Below are 17,174 nucleotides of genomic sequence, written 5' to 3'. Positions count from 1 at the left end.
AAGTCGGCTGACGGTGCCCCCCTACCCGGCGCCCGACCAGGACAAACAGACCGGGCCCGGCGTGCTCGCCGGGCCCGGTCCACGCGGGTCGGGTCACTTCACCGCGTTGTACGCGTCCACGACGCCGGCGCCGTAGAACCCGTTGCGGTTCCCGCCGGAGCAGGTCGCGTCGTACGCGTCCGGGCCCGCCGGGATCAGCGGCACCGGGTTGTAGACGCCCGACGGGCAGGACTTCGCCACCGCCGTGCGCTCCAGGAACGAGGCCAGCTGGCCCGGGTTCATGCCCGGGTGCGCGGACAGCGCCAGCGCCGCGACGCCGGTGGCGTGCGGGCTGGACATCGAGGTGCCCTGCTTGTAGCCCCACCCGTTGGTGCGGGTGGCGGTGTTGAAGGTGGTGGACAGGATGCCGTCGGCGGACGTCGAGCGGGCGCCCTGGGTCCGGAACCGGGTGTCGCCACCCGGCGCGGTCACGTCGATCACGCCCTGGCCGTACGAGGAGTAGTAGCTCTTCTCACCGGTCGGGCCGACGGCGGCGACGGTCACCACGCCCGGCGCCTCGGCCGGCAGGTCGAGGCAGGCGTTGGTGAGGTTCTCGCGCTCCTCCGGCGTGCCGTTGTTCGGGCTGCCGGTGTCGGTGATCTTGTGGGCCAGGTCGTAGTTCGAGTTGCCGGCCGACGCGACGTGCAGCACGCCCTGGGACTGCGAGTAGCGCAGGGCACGCTGCACGGCCTTCCACACCGGGCGCTGACGCGCGTCGTTGCGGCAGTTCAGTTCCCACGGGTCGATGTAGTAGCTGTTGTTGGTGAGCTGGAAGCCGTGCTCGGCGGCCCACATGAACCCACAGACCGCGGCCTCCGGGAAGATGTAGCCGTCGTCGTTGACGACCTTGACGGCGGCGACCTTCACGCCCGGGGCGACACCGGTGACCCCGGCGCCGTTGACGGCGGCGGCGATGGTGCCGGCCACGTGGGTGCCGTGGTCGCTGGTGGTGGGGTTCCACGCGGCCTCGGCGGTGTTCGGGACGCCGCCCACGCAGGAGGCGCTCTTGTCCCTGGCGATCTGGGTCGCCAGGTCCGGGTGGCTGCTGGAGATGCCGCTGTCCAGCACGCCCACCACGACCGACGGGCTGCCGCCGGTCACCGCGTGCGCCTGCGGGACGCGGATCTGGTCCATGTCCCACTGGAGGTTGTAGAGCGGCTCGGCGGTCGGGTCGCCGGTGGCCGCGGCGACGGCGGCGGCCGGCACCTCGACCGTCTCGCCCTCGTCCAGGGCGGTGCCCAGGCCGGCGGTGGAGGCGACCGACTCGACGCCGGCGCCCGCCACCCGGGTGACGAAGTCCGGGGCGGACGAGCGCACGACCAGCACGCCGATCTTGTCGTACGCCGCCACCACGGTGCCGTCGGCGGCCGCCACGCGGGCGGCGGCCTTGGCGGTGCCGTTGCCCTGCGGGGCGAGCACCAGATACGAGGTCTCCGGTCCGGCGGCCGCGACCGGCGCCGTGCCGCCGGTGAGGGCGAGCCCGGCGCCGAGCGTCACCGCGGACGCCGCGGCGAGTGTCTTGCGACGGAGATTGTTCACACAGACTCCCAGGGGTTCGTGCGGGTGGACCGCACCCCTGAACGGGCTGCGGTCCGGGCGGAGGCACGGCGAAGTACCGGCCTCGCCCGGACCAGCGCCGCCGCACCCCCGGGTGTTACACGTCCCGCGCGCCCGTGGAGTCGATCGTCAGACGGTGGCGATCGTGTAGGGGATCTCGCCCAGCAGTTCCCGGGCGAGGAAGCCGATCCGCCCGTACCGGGGGACCAGTCGCTGCCCGCTCACCGCGTGCGCGAACGCCGCCCAGCAGGCCGCCTGCGCCGGGCCGGCGCCCCGGGAGAGCAGGCCTGCGAGCAGCCCGGCCCGCACGTCGCCGCTGCCCGAGGTGCCCAGTCCGGCGTCTCCGCTCTCCTCGCGCCAGGCCCGGCCGTCCGGCGTCGCGATGTGCCCGTACAGCGAGACGACCGCGTCGTACCGGCCGGCCAGTTCCACCGCTTCGGCGTCCAGGTCGTCGCCCGGATCGCGTCCCAGCAGGTGCCGCGCCTCGGTCAGGTTGGGAGTGAGCACCGCCTTGCGGCCGGCCCCGGCCAGCAGCTCCGGCGCGTGGCTGAGCGCGCCGAGCGCGTACGCGTCGAGCACCAGCGCGGTCTCCCGGCCGGCCGCGTCCAGGACCAGGCGCAGCAGTTCCCCGGTGGCCTCGATGTCCGTGAGGCCGGGTCCGACCGCCACCACGTCGGCCTCGGCGACCAGGCCGCGGAGCAGGTCGCCCGGGTCTCCGCGGACCGCGCCGTCGCCGGTCTCCGGCAGGCCGATCACGAGCGCCTCCGGCACCTGGATGCTCAGCGACGCCGCAGTCGACTCGGCTGCGGCGAGCTGGAGCACGCCGGCACCGGCCCGCAGCGCGGCCACCCCGGCCAGCAGCACCGCGCCGGGGGTGAACCGGGAGCCGCCGACCACCAGCACGGTGCCGCGCGCCTCCTTGCCGCCGGTGGGCACCGGCAGCGCCCAGTCCCGCAGCAGCGCGGGGGTGATCACGTCAGACCGGCTCGGCATTGACCTCGTCCTCCCTGGTGGGCTTCGCCCCCTGCCGGTGCAGGTGGGCGACGTCGTTGAACACCTCCGGCACGAGCCGGCCGGCGTCGTCGGCGTGCCAGGCGGTGACCGAGCAGTTGGCGATCACGTGCTCGCGGGTCAGCGCCATCAGCTCCGCCTCGGTGAGCCCTTCCACCAGATAGCGCAGCAGGAAGACCAGCGCGTCGTGGCCGAACAGCAGCACCCGGCCCCCGTCGTGGTCGCGGCGCAGGTCGCCCAGCAGCGCTCGCAGCCGCAGCGCCACGTCGGTCCAGGACTCGCCGCCGGGCGGCCGGTAGTAGAACTTGCCGAGCCGGGTACGCCGCTGCGCCTCCTCCGGGTAGCGCCGGGTCACGCCGTGGCCGGTGAGCCCGTCGAGGATGCCCAGTTCCCGGTCGCGCAGCCGCTCGTCGACGCTCGCCGGGATCCCGGTGCCGTCGAGCGCCAGCTCGGCGGTCCGGACCGCCCGCAGGTACGGCGACACCACCGCGACGTCCGGCCGTCGCCGGTCCGGCAACCCGGCCAGCCAGCGGCCGGTCGCCCGCGCCTGCTCCTCGCCGGTCCGCGACAGCGGCACGTCCGCGTCCCGGTGGGTGAGGTCGATCAGCTCGGCACCGGACGTCTCGGCCGCCGTGGCCGCGACGTTCGCCGTGCTCTCGCCGTGCCGGACGATCCAGAGCGATGCCAACTCCGCCATGCGGCTCCCGGTACCCGGGCTCGACCGGGGATAACCGTGCCGGACCGGCGACGCACGGGGCTGCGGGGCCTTGCATCGACGCGGCAGAATGTCCCACGGCTCGGGACGACCCCGGGTCCGAGGGAGGCGCACATGTCGACGGTGGTGCGGGGGCTGCGGGAGGCGCTGGTGCTCTTCCTGATCGCCGCGGTGGTGATCGCGGCGGCGGTCGGCCTCTGGGTGGCCGTCGGCGGCGGCGACTTCACGCACCGGCTGGGGGTGGCGTTCATGATCGTCGGCGCCGTGATCGGGATGACCGGTGACCTGACGCTGAGCCGCATCGGCATGCTGCCGGCCCGGTCCACGTTCGGCCTGGCCCCCGAGCGGGAGGACGGCGGCGGCGGGCGGGTGCTCACCGGCGTCGGCATCTTCCTGTTCGTCTCGGTGCCGCTGATCGTCGTCGGGGCGCTGCTGATCACCTGAGCACGCGCCCGCCGCCGCCGGACGGTCAGTCCTCCGGCGAACCGGGACTCACCAGGCCCGTCTCGTAGGCGACCACCACCGCCTGGACCCGGTCGCGCAGACCGAGTTTGGCGAGGATCCGGGCGACGTGGGTCTTCACCGTCGCCTCGGACAGGTGCAGCGCGTCCGCGAGCTCGGCGTTGCTCAGGCCGCCCGCCAGCAGGCGCAGGACCTCCGTCTCGCGCCGGGTCAGCGTGGCCAGGTCGCGGTGCACCGCCGCCGTCTGCGGGTCACGGCGGGCGAAGCGCCGCACCAGCCGGCGGGTGATCGCGGGCGCGAGCAGCGCGTCACCGTCCTGGACCATGCGCACGGCCGCGACCAGGTGTTCCGGCGTCACGTCCTTGAGCAGGAAGCCGCTCGCCCCGGCGGCGAGCGCGGCGTAGACGTACTGGTCCAGGTCGAACGTGGTGAGGATGATGATCCGCGGCGCCGCGACGGCCCCGGTGAGGATGCGGCGGGTGGCCTCGAGACCGTCGAACTCGGGCATGCGCACGTCCATGAGCACCACGTCGGGCCTGGTGCGGCGCACCGCGTCGACCGCCTCCGCGCCCGTCGCCGCCTCGGCCACCACGTCCACTCCGCCGGCCGTGAGGATCATGCGGAACCCGGTACGGACCAGCGCCTGGTCGTCGGCGACCACCACTCGTACCGTCATGTCGCCTCCCACGGGATCAGGGCCTCGACGTGGTAGCCGGCGCCCGGCCGCGCGCCGGCGCGCAACGTCCCACCGTAGACGGCGAGCCGCTCCCGCAGCCCGATCAGGCCGCGCCCGCCCGTCGTGCCGGTCGTGGCCGGGACGCCGGGCTCGGTGTTGCCGACCTCGATCCGCAGGCTCTCCGGGGCGTACTCGACGACGACGGTGCCGGCGGCGCCCGGCGCGTGCCGGACCATGTTGGTCAACGCCTCCTGCACCACCCGGTAGGCCGTCAGCCCGACACCGGAGGTGACCGGCCGGCGCTCGCCCGAGACGGTCAGACCCACCGGCACGCCGGCGTCACGCATGCGTGCGACCAGGTCGGGCAGGTCGTCGATGCCGGGCTGGGGGTCCTCCGGGTCGTCCGGTTCGGACTCGGCCAGCAACCCCATGACGTGCCGCAGCTCGGTGAGCGCGGACCGGCCCGTCGACTCGACGGCCAGCAGCGCCTCCGTGGCCTGAGCCGGCGCGGCGGCGAGCACCGTCCGGGCGGCGCCGGCCTGGATGACCATCACGCTGACGTGATGCGTCACGACGTCGTGCAGTTCGCGGGCGATGCGGGCCCGTTCACCGGCGACCGCGTCGCGGAGCGCCCGCTCGTGGGCGCGGGCCTCGGCGGTGATCCGTTGCCGGTCCTCGCCCGCCCGTCGCCGCCACACGTGGTGGCCGCCCGCGGCGGCCACCAGCGGGGCCAGCACGACGAACGGGAGCTGGGCCGGGGGCACCGTGACCGGCATCAGCTCCCGCAGGCCCAGGGCGAGCAGCGCCACCACCGGGACCGATGTCAGCACCAGCAGCCGGTACGGGCTGTGCGCCGCCGCGCTGTAGACGGCGACGAGGCAGGTCAGCACCACGCACGGGTACAGGGCCGGCTGCCCGTCGCCGTCGGTCACCAGCACCAGTGACGCGGCGGCCGTCGTCGCCCAGAGCACCGCGAGCGGATACCGGCGGCGCAGCACCAGCGGCGCGCACATGACGAAGACCAGCAGCAGCGCCCCGAGCGTCGAACCGGGCGGCACCGGCTGCACCTCCGGCGGGACCGCCGGCGGCGGCAGCGGCAGTGGCGGCGGCAACGGCGGGGGCGGGACGCCGACGTCGTCGGTGGCGGCCTGGAAGCACACCAGCCCGAGCACACCAGCCAGCGCCGCGTCGAGCAGCAGCGCCCGCCAGCCCGGCCTCGGCAGCGGTCCGGTCGCCACGATGCCTCTCACGAGCCACATTCTCGCCGCCGGCGCCCGCCGGGGCATCGGCCACGGTGTGCACCGCGACTACATCGCAGGGATGACCCCCGACGAGGATCCACCTCCGGCGGTACGGCGGTGCGTCCCCGGACCGATGCCCGGACCTGCGGCCCACCCCTAACGTCACGGCGTCCAGTCGACCGGCCCGACCGCGAGGGGCGACACATGACCGATCCGGTGATCGACGTACGCGGGGTGACCCGCCGCTACGGGGAGGGGCCGCCCGCGCTGCACGACGTGTCGCTGACCGTCCGGCCCGGCGAGTGCGTGGCGGTGCTCGGCCCGTCCGGCAGCGGAAAGTCCACGCTGCTCAATCTGCTCGCCGCGCTGGACCGGCCGGACGCCGGCACTGTCACCGTCGCGGGCACCCGGCTGGACAAGCTCGGCGAGGCCGCGTCGGCCCGGTTCCGGCGCGCGCACGTGGGCCTGGTCTTCCAGTTCTTCAACCTGCTCGACGACCTGACCGTGCTGGACAACGTCCTGCTGCCCGCCCAGCTCGCCGGCGCGCCGGCCCGCGCGTCGCGCGCACACGCGGCCGCCCTGCTGGACTCGCTCGGCATCGCCCGGCACGCGCAGGCGTACCCGGGACGACTCTCCGGCGGTGAGCGCCAGCGCGTCGCGGTCGCCCGCGCCCTGGTCAACCGGCCCGCGCTCCTGCTGGCCGACGAGCCGACCGGCGCGCTGGACACCGCCTCCGGTGAGGACGTCCGGCGGCTGCTCGACGAGCTGCACCGCAGCGGCCAGACGATCGTGCTCGTCACCCACGACCTGCGGCTGGCCGAGGCGTCCGCCGGCCGGACGATCCGCCTGCGCGACGGCCGGGTCGAGGTGCGACGGTGAGCGGGCTGCGCCGGGTCGTCCGGTCCGGCGTGCGGCGCCGCCGGGTGCAGACAGTCGTCGTCGGTCTGGTCACCGCCGCCGCCGTGACCGCCACGGTGCTCGGCGCCGGGCTGCTCGTCGCGTCGCAGGCGCCCTTCGACGACGCGTTCGCCGCCCAGCGGGGAGCACACCTGACCGTGCGGGCGGACTCCGGTGTGGTGACGGAACCGCAGCTCGCCGCGTCGGCCTCGGCGCCGGGCGTGGTGGCCGCCGCCGGCCCGTACCGGGTGCTGGTGGTCGCCTTCACCGAGCGCGGCGGGATGCGGACGCCGCCGCTGACAGTCGTCGCCCGCGCCGATCCGGGTGGCCCGGTCGACCGGGTCGAGCTGGCCGGCGGGCGGTGGCCGACCGGTCCGGACGAGATCGTGCTGAGCGCTGGCGCCGTCCGCCTGCCGCCCGGCGCCCGCCTGACCACGCCGGGCGGCGCCGGGTTCACGGTGGTCGGTACGGCCCGGTCGATCAGCGACACCGCCGGTGCCTGGGTGCTGCCGTCCGCCGTCGGCGCACTCGACGGGCCGGACACGGCGGACGGGTACCAGATGCTCTACCGGTTCGCGGAGGCGCGCACCGCGACGGAGGTCGGCACCGGCCGGGACGCCGTGGCCGCGACGCTGCCGTCCGGCGCGGTCACCGGCGCCCGATCCTGGCTCGACGTGCGGCAGCAGGCGGTCGAGGACGCGGCCGTCTTCGTGCCGTTCCTCGTCGCGTTCGCGCTGCTCGGCATCGTGATGGCGCTGCTGGTGGTCGGCACCGTGGTCGCCGGGACGGTCGGCGCCGCCACCCGCCGGATCGGCATCCTCAAGGCGCTGGGCTGCACCCCGGCGGGCGTCGTCCGCGCCTTCGTCGCGCAGACGCTGCTCCCGGCCGCTGTGGGTGCCGTCACCGGAACCGTCACCGGGAACCTGATCGCGCTGCCGGTGCTGGCCGAGACCGAGCAGATCTACGGTTCGGCGAACACCACGATCGCCTGGTGGGTGACCGTCCTGGCCACCGGCGGGGTGCTGACGGTGGTGACGTTGACCGCGTGGACGGCCGCGCTGAGGGCGGGCCGGCTGCGTACCGTGGACGCCATCGCCGTCGGACGGGCGTCCGGTCCGGCGCGGGGCCGGTGGGCGTCGCGGCTGGCGGCGCGGCTGCCGGTGACCAGGCCGGTGGGCCTCGGCCTGGCCCGCCCGTTCGCCCGGCCGGCGCGCACGGTCGCGATCCTGCTGGCGGTGGCGACGGGCGCGGCGGCGGTGACGTTCGCGACCGGGCTCGCCGCGTCGCTGCTGCGCATCCAGACCGCGCTCACCCAGGACGTCGCGGACGTCACGGTGAACGGCGACCCGGACGCCGGACCGGCCGCCGTTCCCACCGCCGATCCGGCCGCGGTGCTGGCGGCGATCGACGCCCAGCCGGGCACCCGCGCCAGGTACGGCCTCACGCAGGCACCGGGCGCCGTCGCGGGCGTCGCCGATCCGGTCTCCGTCACGACGATCACCGGCGACGCGGCGTGGGACGGCTTCGAGCTGGTGTCCGGACGCTGGTTCGCCGCACCCGGCGAGGCCGTCGCCGGTGGACCTCTGCTGACCGCGACCGGAGCCCGGATCGGTGACACCGTCACGGTGCGGATCGAGGGCACGCCGGTACGCCTGCGCATCGTCGGCGAGGTGTTCGAGTCCGCGATGGCGGTGTTCACCGGTACCGCCACGCCCACCGGCCGGAACCCGTCCGAGTACCGGATCGCGCTCGCCCCGGACACCGACGCCGCCGCCTACGCGCAGGCGCTGACCGGCGCGCTCGCCGGCCGGGGCCTCACCGCGCGGCCGAGCGGAACGGAGACCGACCCGCTCCTGCTGGTCGTGGAGGGGCTGACCGCCACGCTGACCCTGCTGCTGCTCGCGGTGGCCGCGCTGGGTGTGCTCAACATGCTCGTCCTCGACCTGCGCGACCGGGTCCACGATCTGGGTGTGTACAAGGCGCTCGGCATGACGCCGGCCCAGACCGTCGCGATGGTGGTCGCCTCGGTCGCCGCTGTCGGTCTGGTCGGCGGGCTGCTCGGCGTACCCGCGGGCGTGGCGATGCACCGGCTCGTCGTCCCGGCGATGGCCGCCAACGGCGGACTGCACCTGCCGGAGAGTCTGCTCGACGTGTACGGGCCGCTCCTCCTGACGGCGCTGGCGCTGGGCGGTCCGCTGACGGCCCTGCTCGGAGCGCTGCTGCCGGCCGGGTGGGCGGCCCGGACCCGGACCGCCACTGCCCTGCGCAGCGAATAGCGCCCGCGGCTCCACGGGTGTCGGTGGGGGCGGTTATGGTCCCGGCACACTGCGGGCGATCAAGGAGACGGTGTGCGCAGATTCGAGTTCGTGGGCGGCGGTTCGGCCAAGTTCTGGGAGGTCGGGCGGAGCGACACGACGGTGACGGTCCGCTATGGATCCATCGGCGCGCAGGGCCGCACCCAGGTCAAGGAACTGGGTTCGCCGGCCGAGGCCGCCGCGCACGCCGACCGGCTGATCGCGGAGAAACTGCGCAAGGGGTACGCCGAGACGACTGTCGCGCCGTCCACCGGGCACATCGGAGTGCCCGCCGCCGCGCCGCGCGATCCGGAAGCCACCGGCGCCGATCCGGTCGGCGCTGGTTCGGTCGGCGCTCGTTCGGCCGGTGGCGACCCGGCCGGGGCGCCGTCGGCCACGTCGCCCGCCGGCGAGCTGCCGGACGAGGACGCGTTCGAGGTTCCGGCCGGCTGGCGGCGGATGCTGGTCCCGCGCCGGGGCGGCACGCCGGGCACGGCCCTGCCGAGCGCCGCGAAGGGCCGTGCCGCCGGGCGGAAGGTGCTGGACGCGGTGGCCGCCCCGGTGGCCGCCACCGCGCGGGCCACCGACGATGCGGAGCTGGGCCCGGCGTTGCGCGCCTACCTGGACGGCGAGCCCGGTCCGCTGGGCGGGGCCGCGCTGGTGGCAGCGGTGGCGGTGGCGCTCGGCTATCACGGGCGCGACCAGCAGGGGGTGGCCCTCGCCGACCTGCTGGTCGCCGATCTCGGCCCGGTCGGCGCGGCGGTCGCCGTGACGGAGCAGATCACCGTGGCGGCCACCGGGTCGGCGTCCCCGCCTCGGCTGAACCGCGCCGACGCGGAGAAGTCACACAACTACGGCCACTGGCGTCTGCGCCAGTCCGTGCTGCGCCGGGTTCGCGCGCACCTCGCGGCGGCCGGTGACGCCGACTACGCCGCCGCCCGCGCCGCGCTGGTCCGGTACCGGTCCGGGTCGCTGGCGGCGCGGACGGTCACCTCGTTCCTGCTGCCCACCGAGCGGGAGTGGGTGGCCCGGGACGTCGCCGACGTGGCGCGCGACGGGGGCCCGCTGCTCGCCGAGTTGCTGCTCTGCGCGGTCGACGACGTGGACGCGATCCACGCCCTCGACGGGCACCTGGCGGTCTACCGGCTGATGTACGACCAGGGGCCGATCGTCACCGCCACCACCGCGGTCGGGCCGCCCGTCGCGCCGGTGCTGGCCGGGTGGTTCGACCACGAGCACACCGGCGCGGACGGGCGGCAGCGGGTGGTGTCGCTGCTGGCGGCCCTGCCCGGCGACGAACCGATGACGGTGCTGCTCGACCGGCTGGACCGCCGGTACGTCCCGCCCGCGGTCACGGAGATGCTGCGCCGCTTCCCGGTACGCGGCGTGCGCCTGCTGTCGGCCGCCGCCGAGGGGCGCAGCCCGGCCGCGCGGGAGGCCGCCACGTTGCTGCGCGCGCACGTGCTGGCCAACCCGGCCGCCGTCGAGGCCGCGCTGCCGGCGCTGGACCCGGCGCAGCGGGAACGGGTCGAGCGGATCCGCGACGACGCTTGCGCGCTGCCGGCCGCCGCGCCGGACCGCCTGCCGCCGGTGCTGGTGACGCCGCCCTGGTCGGTCCGGCGGCCACGAGTCGACCCGCCGGCGCTGACCGGGCTGGAGCGTCCCGCCGCCCCCGCCATGGCCTGGCTGCCGGGCGAGCGGGAACGGTGGTCCACGATCGTGCCCGGCTGGGCCGGCTACTGGCACGGGAACGACCTGAGCGCGCTCGCCACCGAGGTCGCCGCCGGGCGGGCCGGATCGTACGAGGCGATCCACTTCTTCGTCCGGGCCACCGAGGAGCTGGCCCGGCCGCTGCTGCCCTCCTGGCGGCCCGACGAGTCCTGGGGCGCGGACCGGTGGATGCTGCGCCTCGCCGGCCGGTACGAGCTGGACGCGCTGCCCACCGCCCTGCACCTGGCCCGCACCGCGCCGAAGAGCGTCGGCGAGGTGCTGCTGCCGTACGCCGACGGCGAGGTCGCCGACCTGATGGCCGACTGGCTCGACCGGCTCAAGTCCGTCCGGCCGACCGCCCGGGCCTGGCTGCGGCGGCACCCGGAGTACGCCACACGGGCGCTGCTGCCGGCCGCCCTGGGCACGCCCGGACCGCGCCGGCGCTCCGCCGAGCGGGCGCTACGCCTGGTCGCCGCGGAACACCGCGAGGTGCTCCTCGGCGTGGCCCGGGAGCACGGGGACGAGGCCCTCGCCGCGGCCACGGCGATGCTCGACGCCGACCCGCTGGCCCAGCTCCCGGCCCGGATGCCGAGCCTGCCGGCCTGGCTGGACCCGGCCGTGCTGCCGCAGGTGCTCCTGCGGGACCGTTCGGCGGCGCTGCCCGCCGACGCGGTACGCCACCTCTGCACGATGCTCGCGATCTCCTCGCCCGGCGAGCCGTACCCGGGGGTGGAGATCGTCCGCGCGGCGTGCGACACCGACTCCCTGGCGGAGTTCGCCTGGGCGCTGTTCGAGAGCTGGCAGAGCGCCGGCGCGCCGTCCAAGGACGGCTGGGCGTTCACCGCGCTGGGCCTGCTCGGCGACGACTCGACCGCCCGGCGGCTGGCGCCGCTGGTCCGGGCCTGGCCCGGCGAGAGCCAGCACACACGGGCGGTGACCGGCCTGGAGGTGCTGGCGCAGATCGGCACCGACGTGGCGCTGATGCACCTCTACGGCATCTCGCAGAAGGTCAAGTTCCGGGGCCTGCGGGAGCAGGCGGCGCGCAAGGTCACCGAGGTCGCCGACGGGCTGGGCCTGACGCCCGAGCAGCTCGGCGATCGGCTGGTGCCCGACCTCGGCCTGGACGCCGACGGCAGCCTGGTCCTCGACTACGGGCCGCGCCGGTTCACAGTCGGCTTCGACGAGCAGCTCAAGCCGTACGTGGTGGACGGCACCGGCGCCCGCCGCAAGGACCTGCCCAAGCCCGGCGCCCGGGACGACGCCACGCTGGCGCCCGCCGCGCACAAGCGCTTCGCCGGCCTGAAGAAGGACGTGCGCACGCTCGCCGCCGACCAGATCCGCCGCTTCGAGGCGGCGATGGTGACCGGGCGGCGCTGGCCGGCCGCGGACTTCCGCCGCTACTTCCTGTCCCACCCGCTGCTCTGGCACGTCGTCCGCCGGCTGGTCTGGGCCACTGTGGACGACGCCGGGACGGTGGGCACCGCGTTCCGGGTGGCCGAGGACCGCACGCTCGCCGACGTCGACGACGAGACGTACGCGCTGCCCGACGACGCCACCGTCACCATCGCGCACCCGTTGCGCCTCGGCGCGGCGGTGCCGGCCTGGTCGGAGGTGTTCGCCGACTACGAGATCCTCCAGCCCTTCCCGCAACTCGGCCGCGAGGTGTACCGGCTGGACGCGGCCGAGCGCGGCGAGGCGCTGCTGCACCGGCACATGGGCGTCACGGTCCCGGCCGGGCGGCTGCTCAGCCTGGAACGGCGGGGCTGGCGACGCGGCACGCCCCAGGACGCCGGCATCCAGGGCTGGCTGGAACGTGACGTACCCGGCGACCGGGCCGTGGTGATCGACCTCGATCCCGGCATCGCGGTCGGCGTGGTGGACATGTTCCCGGACCAGAAGATCGAGGCGATCTGGGTGAACGACGTACCGCACGGCGACTGGTTCCGGCGCGGCGGCAAGCTCCGCCTCGGCGACCTGGACGACGTCACCGTCTCCGAGGTGCTGCGCGACCTGGCGGAGGTGACCCGGTGACCGCGCTCGACCCGGCCGCCGACCGGGCCCAGCGGCCCCCGGCCGAGGTGCGGTACGCCGACGAGCTGGCCGCGCTGGCCGCCGACGACTGTGACCCGCGCCCGCCCGGCTGGCGGCTGAGCCTGCGCGCCGCGCGGCGGTTCATCCTCGGCGACCCGGCGGCCGGGGTCCGGCGCAAGTTCGTCGGCGACCCGTCGCTGATCGACCGGGCGCTGGTGGCGCTGGCGACAAGTCGCGGGCTGATGCTCGTCGGCGAGCCGGGCACCGCCAAGTCGCTGCTGTCGGAGCTGCTCGCCGCCGCGGTGAGCGGCGACTCCACGCTCACCATCCAGGGCGGCGCGGCCACCACCGAGGACCAGATCCGCTACTCGTGGAACTACGCGCTGCTGGTCGCGGACGGGCCGTCGCCGCGCGCGCTGGTGCCGGCGCCGCTGCTGCGCGGTATGGCCGAGGGGCGGGTGGTCCGCTTCGAGGAGATCACCCGCTGCCCGCTGGAGGTGCAGGACTGTCTGCTCTCCCCGCTTTCGGACCGCGTGCTCGCCATCCCGGAGCTGCCGGGCGCCGACGCCATGGTGTTCGCCCGCGAGGGCTTCAACGTGATCGCCACCGCGAACACCCGGGACCGGGGCGTCAACGAGATGAGCGCCGCGCTCAAGCGGCGGTTCAACTTCGAGACCGTGTTCCCGATCCCCGACCTCGGCACCGAGCTGGAACTGGTCGAGGCGGAGGCGGGCGAGTTGCTGCGCCGATCCGGTGTGACCGCGCCGCCCCGGCGCGACCTGCTGGAGGTGCTGGTGACAACGTTCCGGGAGCTGCGGACCGGGATCACCGAACGCGGCGACGCGATGGAGCGGCTGTCGGCGGTGATGAGCACCGCGGAGGCGGTGTCGGTGGCGCACGCGGTCGGGCTGCGGGGCTGGTTCCTGCGCGGCGAACCCGGCGACGCCGCCGACCTGGTCGCCTGCCTGGCCGGCACCGCCGCGAAGGACGACGCGGAGGACCTGGCCCGGCTGCGGCGCTACCTGGAACAGCAGGTGTCCCGCCGCTCCGGCGCGCAGTGGCGGGCGGTGCACGACGCCCGGCACCTGCTGCCCGGGTGAGCGCCACCGAGGCGCCCGGCGGCGTCACGTTCCTCGGCGTCCGGCACCACAGTCCGGCCTGCGCGCGGCTGGTGGCGGCCACGGTGGCCCGGCTGCGCCCGGCGTACGTGCTGGTGGAGGGGCCGGCGGACCTGAACGGGCGGATGGACGAGCTGCTGCTCGACCACGAGCTGCCGATCGCCGTGTTCACCGCGCACCGCGACCGCACGCGGCGGCACGCCTCCTGGAGCCCGTTCTGCGCGTACTCGCCGGAGTGGGTGGCGCTGACCGCCGGGCGGGAGGCAGGCGCGCAGCTGCGCTTCATCGACCTGCCCGCGTGGCATCCCGCGCTCAGCGACCGCGCCAACCGGTACGCCGACGCCGACCAGCGGTACGCCGAGGCGGTACGCCGGCTCTGCGCCACGCTCGCGGTGGACAACGTGGACGCGCTCTGGGACCACCTGTTCGAGATCGGCCCGGACGACGGGCTGGCCGAGCGGCTCGACACGTACTTCGACGTGCTGCGCGGCGAGTCGGCGGCCGGGGCGGACGACACCGCCCGCGAGGCGTACATGGCCCGCTGGGTACGCGCCGCCCGGCGCCGGGCCGCGGGCCGTCCGGTGCTGGTGGTGACCGGCGGCTTCCACCGTCCCGCCCTGGTCCGGCTGACCGCGGACAGCGCCGGCCCGGACGGCACGAGCCCGGGCGGCGACGGCCCGGAGGAGGACGACTGGCCGGAGGTGCCCGCCCCGGCATCCGACGCGGTGGCGGGCAGCTACCTCGTGCCGTACTCGTTCCGGCGCCTCGACGCGTTCGTCGGCTACCAGTCCGGCATGCCCTCACCGGCGTACTACCAGCGGGTCTGGGAGGACGGCCCGCGCCAGGCCGCGGAGGCGCTCACCGAGGCGGTGGCGGCCCGGCTGCGTACCCGGCGGCAGCCTGTCTCCACCGCCGACCTGATCGCCGCCCGGAGCATGGCCGGCGGGCTGGCCCGGCTGCGCGGCCACGCCCACCCGGGCCGGGTCGACGTGCTCGACGGTCTGGTCTCCGCGCTGGTCACCGACGCGCTCGACCAGCCGCTGCCGTGGGCGACCCGGGGCACGCCGGCACCCGGCACCCATCCGGTGGTGGTGGAGATGGTGGCCGCGCTCAGCGGCGACCGGGTGGGCCGCCTGCACCCGGACACGCCGCTGCCGCCGCTCGTGCACGACGTCGACGCCGAGCTGGAACGGCACCGGATCGGCAGCCGCGAGGCGGTCGAGCTGGACCTGACCGACGCGGACGACCTGGCCCGCAGCCGTCTGCTGCACCGGCTGCGGCTGCTCGACGTACCCGGTCACGTCCGCGAACGCGGCCCTCGGGTGGGCGCGGACGCGCTGCTCACCGAACGCTGGTCTCCCGCGCCGTCGGCGGACCGGCTCGCCCGGGTGATCGAGGCGGGCGGGTACGGCCCGACCGTCCTGGACGCGGTCACCGCCCGGACCGAGGAACGGGTGACGCTGCTCGGCGCGGACGTCGACGCGCTCGCCACGACGCTGTTCGACACCGCGCTGGCCGGGCTGCCCGAGCACTCCACCCGCACGCTGACCGCGATCGCCCGCGCCGCGGGCGGGGTCACCGACCTGCGGGCGCTGGGCCGGGCGCTCGCAGTGGCACTGGCCCTGTGGCGGCACGACCGGCTCCTCGGCAGCGCCGGAACGGCCCCGCTGGGCGCGCTGATCACCGCCGCCGTACGCCGGGCGCTCTGGCTCGTCGAGGGCGTGCGCGCGGTGGCCGCGCCGGCCGAACCGGGCCGGCTCACCGCGCTCGTCGCGGTCCGGGACGCGGTCCGCCACGCCGGTCCGGCGTTGGGGCTCGACCCGGCCGACGCGCTCGCAGTGGCCGGGCGGGTGGCGGCCGACGCGGCGGCCCCGCCGGACCTGCGCGGCGCGGCGCTGGGCCTGGCCTGGTCGCTGGGCGACGTGCCGGACGCCGCCCGCGCGGTCCGGGCAATGGCCGCGCCGGACACGCTCGGCGACTGGCTGGGCGGGCTGTTCGCGCTGGCCCGCGAAGAGGTGGTCAGCGGCGACGCGGCGCTGCTCACAGTGGTGGACGAGCTGCTCGCCTCGATGGGCGCACACGACTTCCTGGTGGCGCTGCCGGCGTTGCGGCAGGCGTTCGGCTGGTTCCCGCCCCGGGAGCGGGCCGAGGTGGCCCGGCACGTGCAGGCGCTGCACGGCGGCGACGCGCCGCCCGGTGACCTGCTGCGGCTGGACGCCGACCCACTGCTGGTGGCTGCCGCCCGCGCGGTGGAGGAACGCGTCGACGCGGTGCTGAGCCGGGAGGGACTGTGGGAGGGGGACGGGACGTGAGCGACCCGATGCGGGAACGCTGGCGGCTGGTGCTCGGCGACGCCGCGCAGGACAGCCTGGGCGGCCTGTCGGCCGAGGCGGCCGGCCGGGACGCCGCGCTGGACTGGCTCTACGGCCGCGACGCCGAACTGGGCCGCCGCGACGTGCGGCGCGGCGGATCCGGCCCATCCACGCTGACCACTGTGGACTGGCTGGACGGGATCACCCGGCTGTTCCCGAAGGAGACGGTGCAGCGGCTGGAACGCGACGCGGTCGAGCGGTACGGCATCCACGAGGTCGTCACCGACCCGGCGGTGCTGGCCCGGGTCGAGCCGAACCCGGCGCTGCTGCGCGCGGTGCTGCGCACCAAGCACCTGATGGACCCGGAGGTGCTGCGGCTGGCCCGCAAACTGGTCGAGGCCGTGGTGCGGCAACTGGTCGAGCGGCTGGCCGCCGACGTCCGGCAGTCGTTCTCCGGGCCCCGGGCGCGACGTCCCAGCCGGTTCCGGCAGGCCCGCAACTTCGACGTCCGGCGCACCGTCCGGGCCAACCTGGCGCACTGGCGGCCGGACGAGCGCCGGCTGCACGTACGGCAGCCGCACTTCTTCTCGCGTACCCGCCGCCACCTGGACCGCTGGCAGGTGATCCTGCTGGTGGACCAGTCCGGATCGATGCTCGGCTCGGTGATCCACGCCGCGGTGACCGCCGCCTGCCTGTGGGGGCTGCCCGGCGTACGGACCCACCTCGTCGCCTTCGACACCGACGTGGTCGACCTGACCTCCGACGTGGACGACCCGGTGGAGCTGCTGATGAAGGTGCAGCTCGGCGGCGGCACCGACATCGCCCGCGCGGTCGCGTACGGCGCGCAGCTCGTGGAGAACCCGCGCCGCGCGATCGTCGCGCTGGTGTCCGACTTCTACGAGGGCGGCGACGCCGGGCGTCTGGTCCGGTCGGTGAAGCAACTCGTGGAGCAGGGCACGCACGTGCTGGCCCTGGCCGCGCTGGACGAGGAGGCCGACCCGGCGTACGACCGGGCCACCGCCCAGCGGCTGGCCGACGTGGGCGCCGCGGCCGGCGCGATGACGCCGGGCGAGCTGGCCGCGTTCGTGGCCGAGCACGTCGGCCGGTAGGG

12 protein-coding genes are annotated in these 17,174 nt (G+C 75.9%); 7 read left to right on the top strand and 5 right to left on the bottom strand.

Translation table 11 applies throughout. From position 1 onward, the window contains the following. Nucleotides 1–93: 93 nt before the first annotated feature. The 3 genes from V6U82_RS00970 to V6U82_RS00960 all read right to left on the bottom strand — a co-directional run bounded on the left by V6U82_RS00970 (nt 94) and on the right by V6U82_RS00960 (nt 3,304). Nucleotides 94–1,578 carry a S8 family peptidase gene (locus V6U82_RS00970; RefSeq protein WP_334458596.1) on the bottom strand — a complete coding sequence of 495 codons (1,485 nt, stop codon included), beginning with the start codon at nt 1,576–1,578 and terminating at the stop codon, nt 94–96. Nucleotides 1,579–1,725: 147 nt separating this feature from the next. Then, nucleotides 1,726–2,589, bottom strand: a complete 864-nt coding sequence (locus V6U82_RS00965; protein ID WP_334458595.1) for an NAD(P)H-hydrate dehydratase — start codon at nt 2,587–2,589, stop codon at nt 1,726–1,728. Then, nucleotides 2,573–3,304 carry a histidine phosphatase family protein gene (locus V6U82_RS00960; RefSeq protein ID WP_334458594.1) on the bottom strand — a complete coding sequence of 244 codons (732 nt, stop codon included), beginning with the start codon at nt 3,302–3,304 and terminating at the stop codon, nt 2,573–2,575. The genes V6U82_RS00965 and V6U82_RS00960 overlap by 17 nt, the downstream gene beginning before the upstream one ends. A gap of 132 nt (nt 3,305–3,436) precedes the next feature. On the opposite strand from V6U82_RS00960, the gene V6U82_RS00955 reads away from it, so the two are divergent. Beyond that, complete coding sequence (locus V6U82_RS00955; RefSeq protein WP_128137248.1) at nt 3,437–3,766, top strand: hypothetical protein; 330 nt, start codon at nt 3,437–3,439, stop codon at nt 3,764–3,766. A gap of 25 nt (nt 3,767–3,791) precedes the next feature. Here V6U82_RS00955 and V6U82_RS00950 read toward each other — a convergent pair whose 3' ends face one another. Together V6U82_RS00950 and V6U82_RS00945 are read right to left on the bottom strand one after the other, a co-directional pair. Beyond that, nucleotides 3,792–4,460 (bottom strand): response regulator, encoded by a 669-nt coding sequence (locus tag V6U82_RS00950; RefSeq protein ID WP_128137249.1) that lies wholly within the window; start codon nt 4,458–4,460, stop codon nt 3,792–3,794. Beyond that, complete coding sequence (locus V6U82_RS00945) at nt 4,457–5,719, bottom strand: sensor histidine kinase (RefSeq protein ID WP_334458593.1); 1,263 nt, start codon at nt 5,717–5,719, stop codon at nt 4,457–4,459. The genes V6U82_RS00950 and V6U82_RS00945 overlap by 4 nt, the downstream gene beginning before the upstream one ends. A gap of 186 nt (nt 5,720–5,905) precedes the next feature. On the opposite strand from V6U82_RS00945, the gene V6U82_RS00940 reads away from it, so the two are divergent. The 6 genes from V6U82_RS00940 to V6U82_RS00915 all read left to right on the top strand — a co-directional run bounded on the left by V6U82_RS00940 (nt 5,906) and on the right by V6U82_RS00915 (nt 17,172). After that, a complete protein-coding gene (locus V6U82_RS00940; protein WP_334458592.1) occupies nt 5,906–6,580 on the top strand; it encodes an ABC transporter ATP-binding protein in 675 nt (224 codons plus the stop codon). Beyond that, nucleotides 6,577–8,874, top strand: a complete 2,298-nt coding sequence (locus V6U82_RS00935; RefSeq protein ID WP_334458591.1) for an FtsX-like permease family protein — start codon at nt 6,577–6,579, stop codon at nt 8,872–8,874. The genes V6U82_RS00940 and V6U82_RS00935 overlap by 4 nt, the downstream gene beginning before the upstream one ends. 72 nt (nt 8,875–8,946) lie before the next feature. Next, nucleotides 8,947–12,633 (top strand): DUF4132 domain-containing protein, encoded by a 3,687-nt coding sequence (locus V6U82_RS00930; protein WP_334458590.1) that lies wholly within the window; start codon nt 8,947–8,949, stop codon nt 12,631–12,633. Then, nucleotides 12,630–13,733: an ATP-binding protein gene (locus tag V6U82_RS00925; RefSeq protein WP_334458589.1), complete on the top strand. Its 1,104-nt coding sequence runs from the start codon at nt 12,630–12,632 to the stop codon at nt 13,731–13,733. The genes V6U82_RS00930 and V6U82_RS00925 overlap by 4 nt, the downstream gene beginning before the upstream one ends. Then, nucleotides 13,730–16,063: a DUF5682 family protein gene (locus V6U82_RS00920; RefSeq protein WP_334458588.1), complete on the top strand. Its 2,334-nt coding sequence runs from the start codon at nt 13,730–13,732 to the stop codon at nt 16,061–16,063. The genes V6U82_RS00925 and V6U82_RS00920 overlap by 4 nt, the downstream gene beginning before the upstream one ends. After that, on the top strand, nt 16,060–17,172 hold the full coding sequence (locus tag V6U82_RS00915; RefSeq protein WP_334458587.1) for a VWA domain-containing protein: 1,113 nt from the start codon (nt 16,060–16,062) through the stop codon (nt 17,170–17,172). The genes V6U82_RS00920 and V6U82_RS00915 overlap by 4 nt, the downstream gene beginning before the upstream one ends. The last annotated feature ends 2 nt before the right edge of the window (nt 17,173–17,174 follow it).

This window comes from Micromonospora sp. CPCC 205554 (genome assembly GCF_036902745.1).
GTDB lineage: Bacteria > Actinomycetota > Actinomycetes > Mycobacteriales > Micromonosporaceae > Micromonospora > Micromonospora tulbaghiae.
This window is presented reverse-complemented; position numbering and strand designations above follow the sequence as displayed.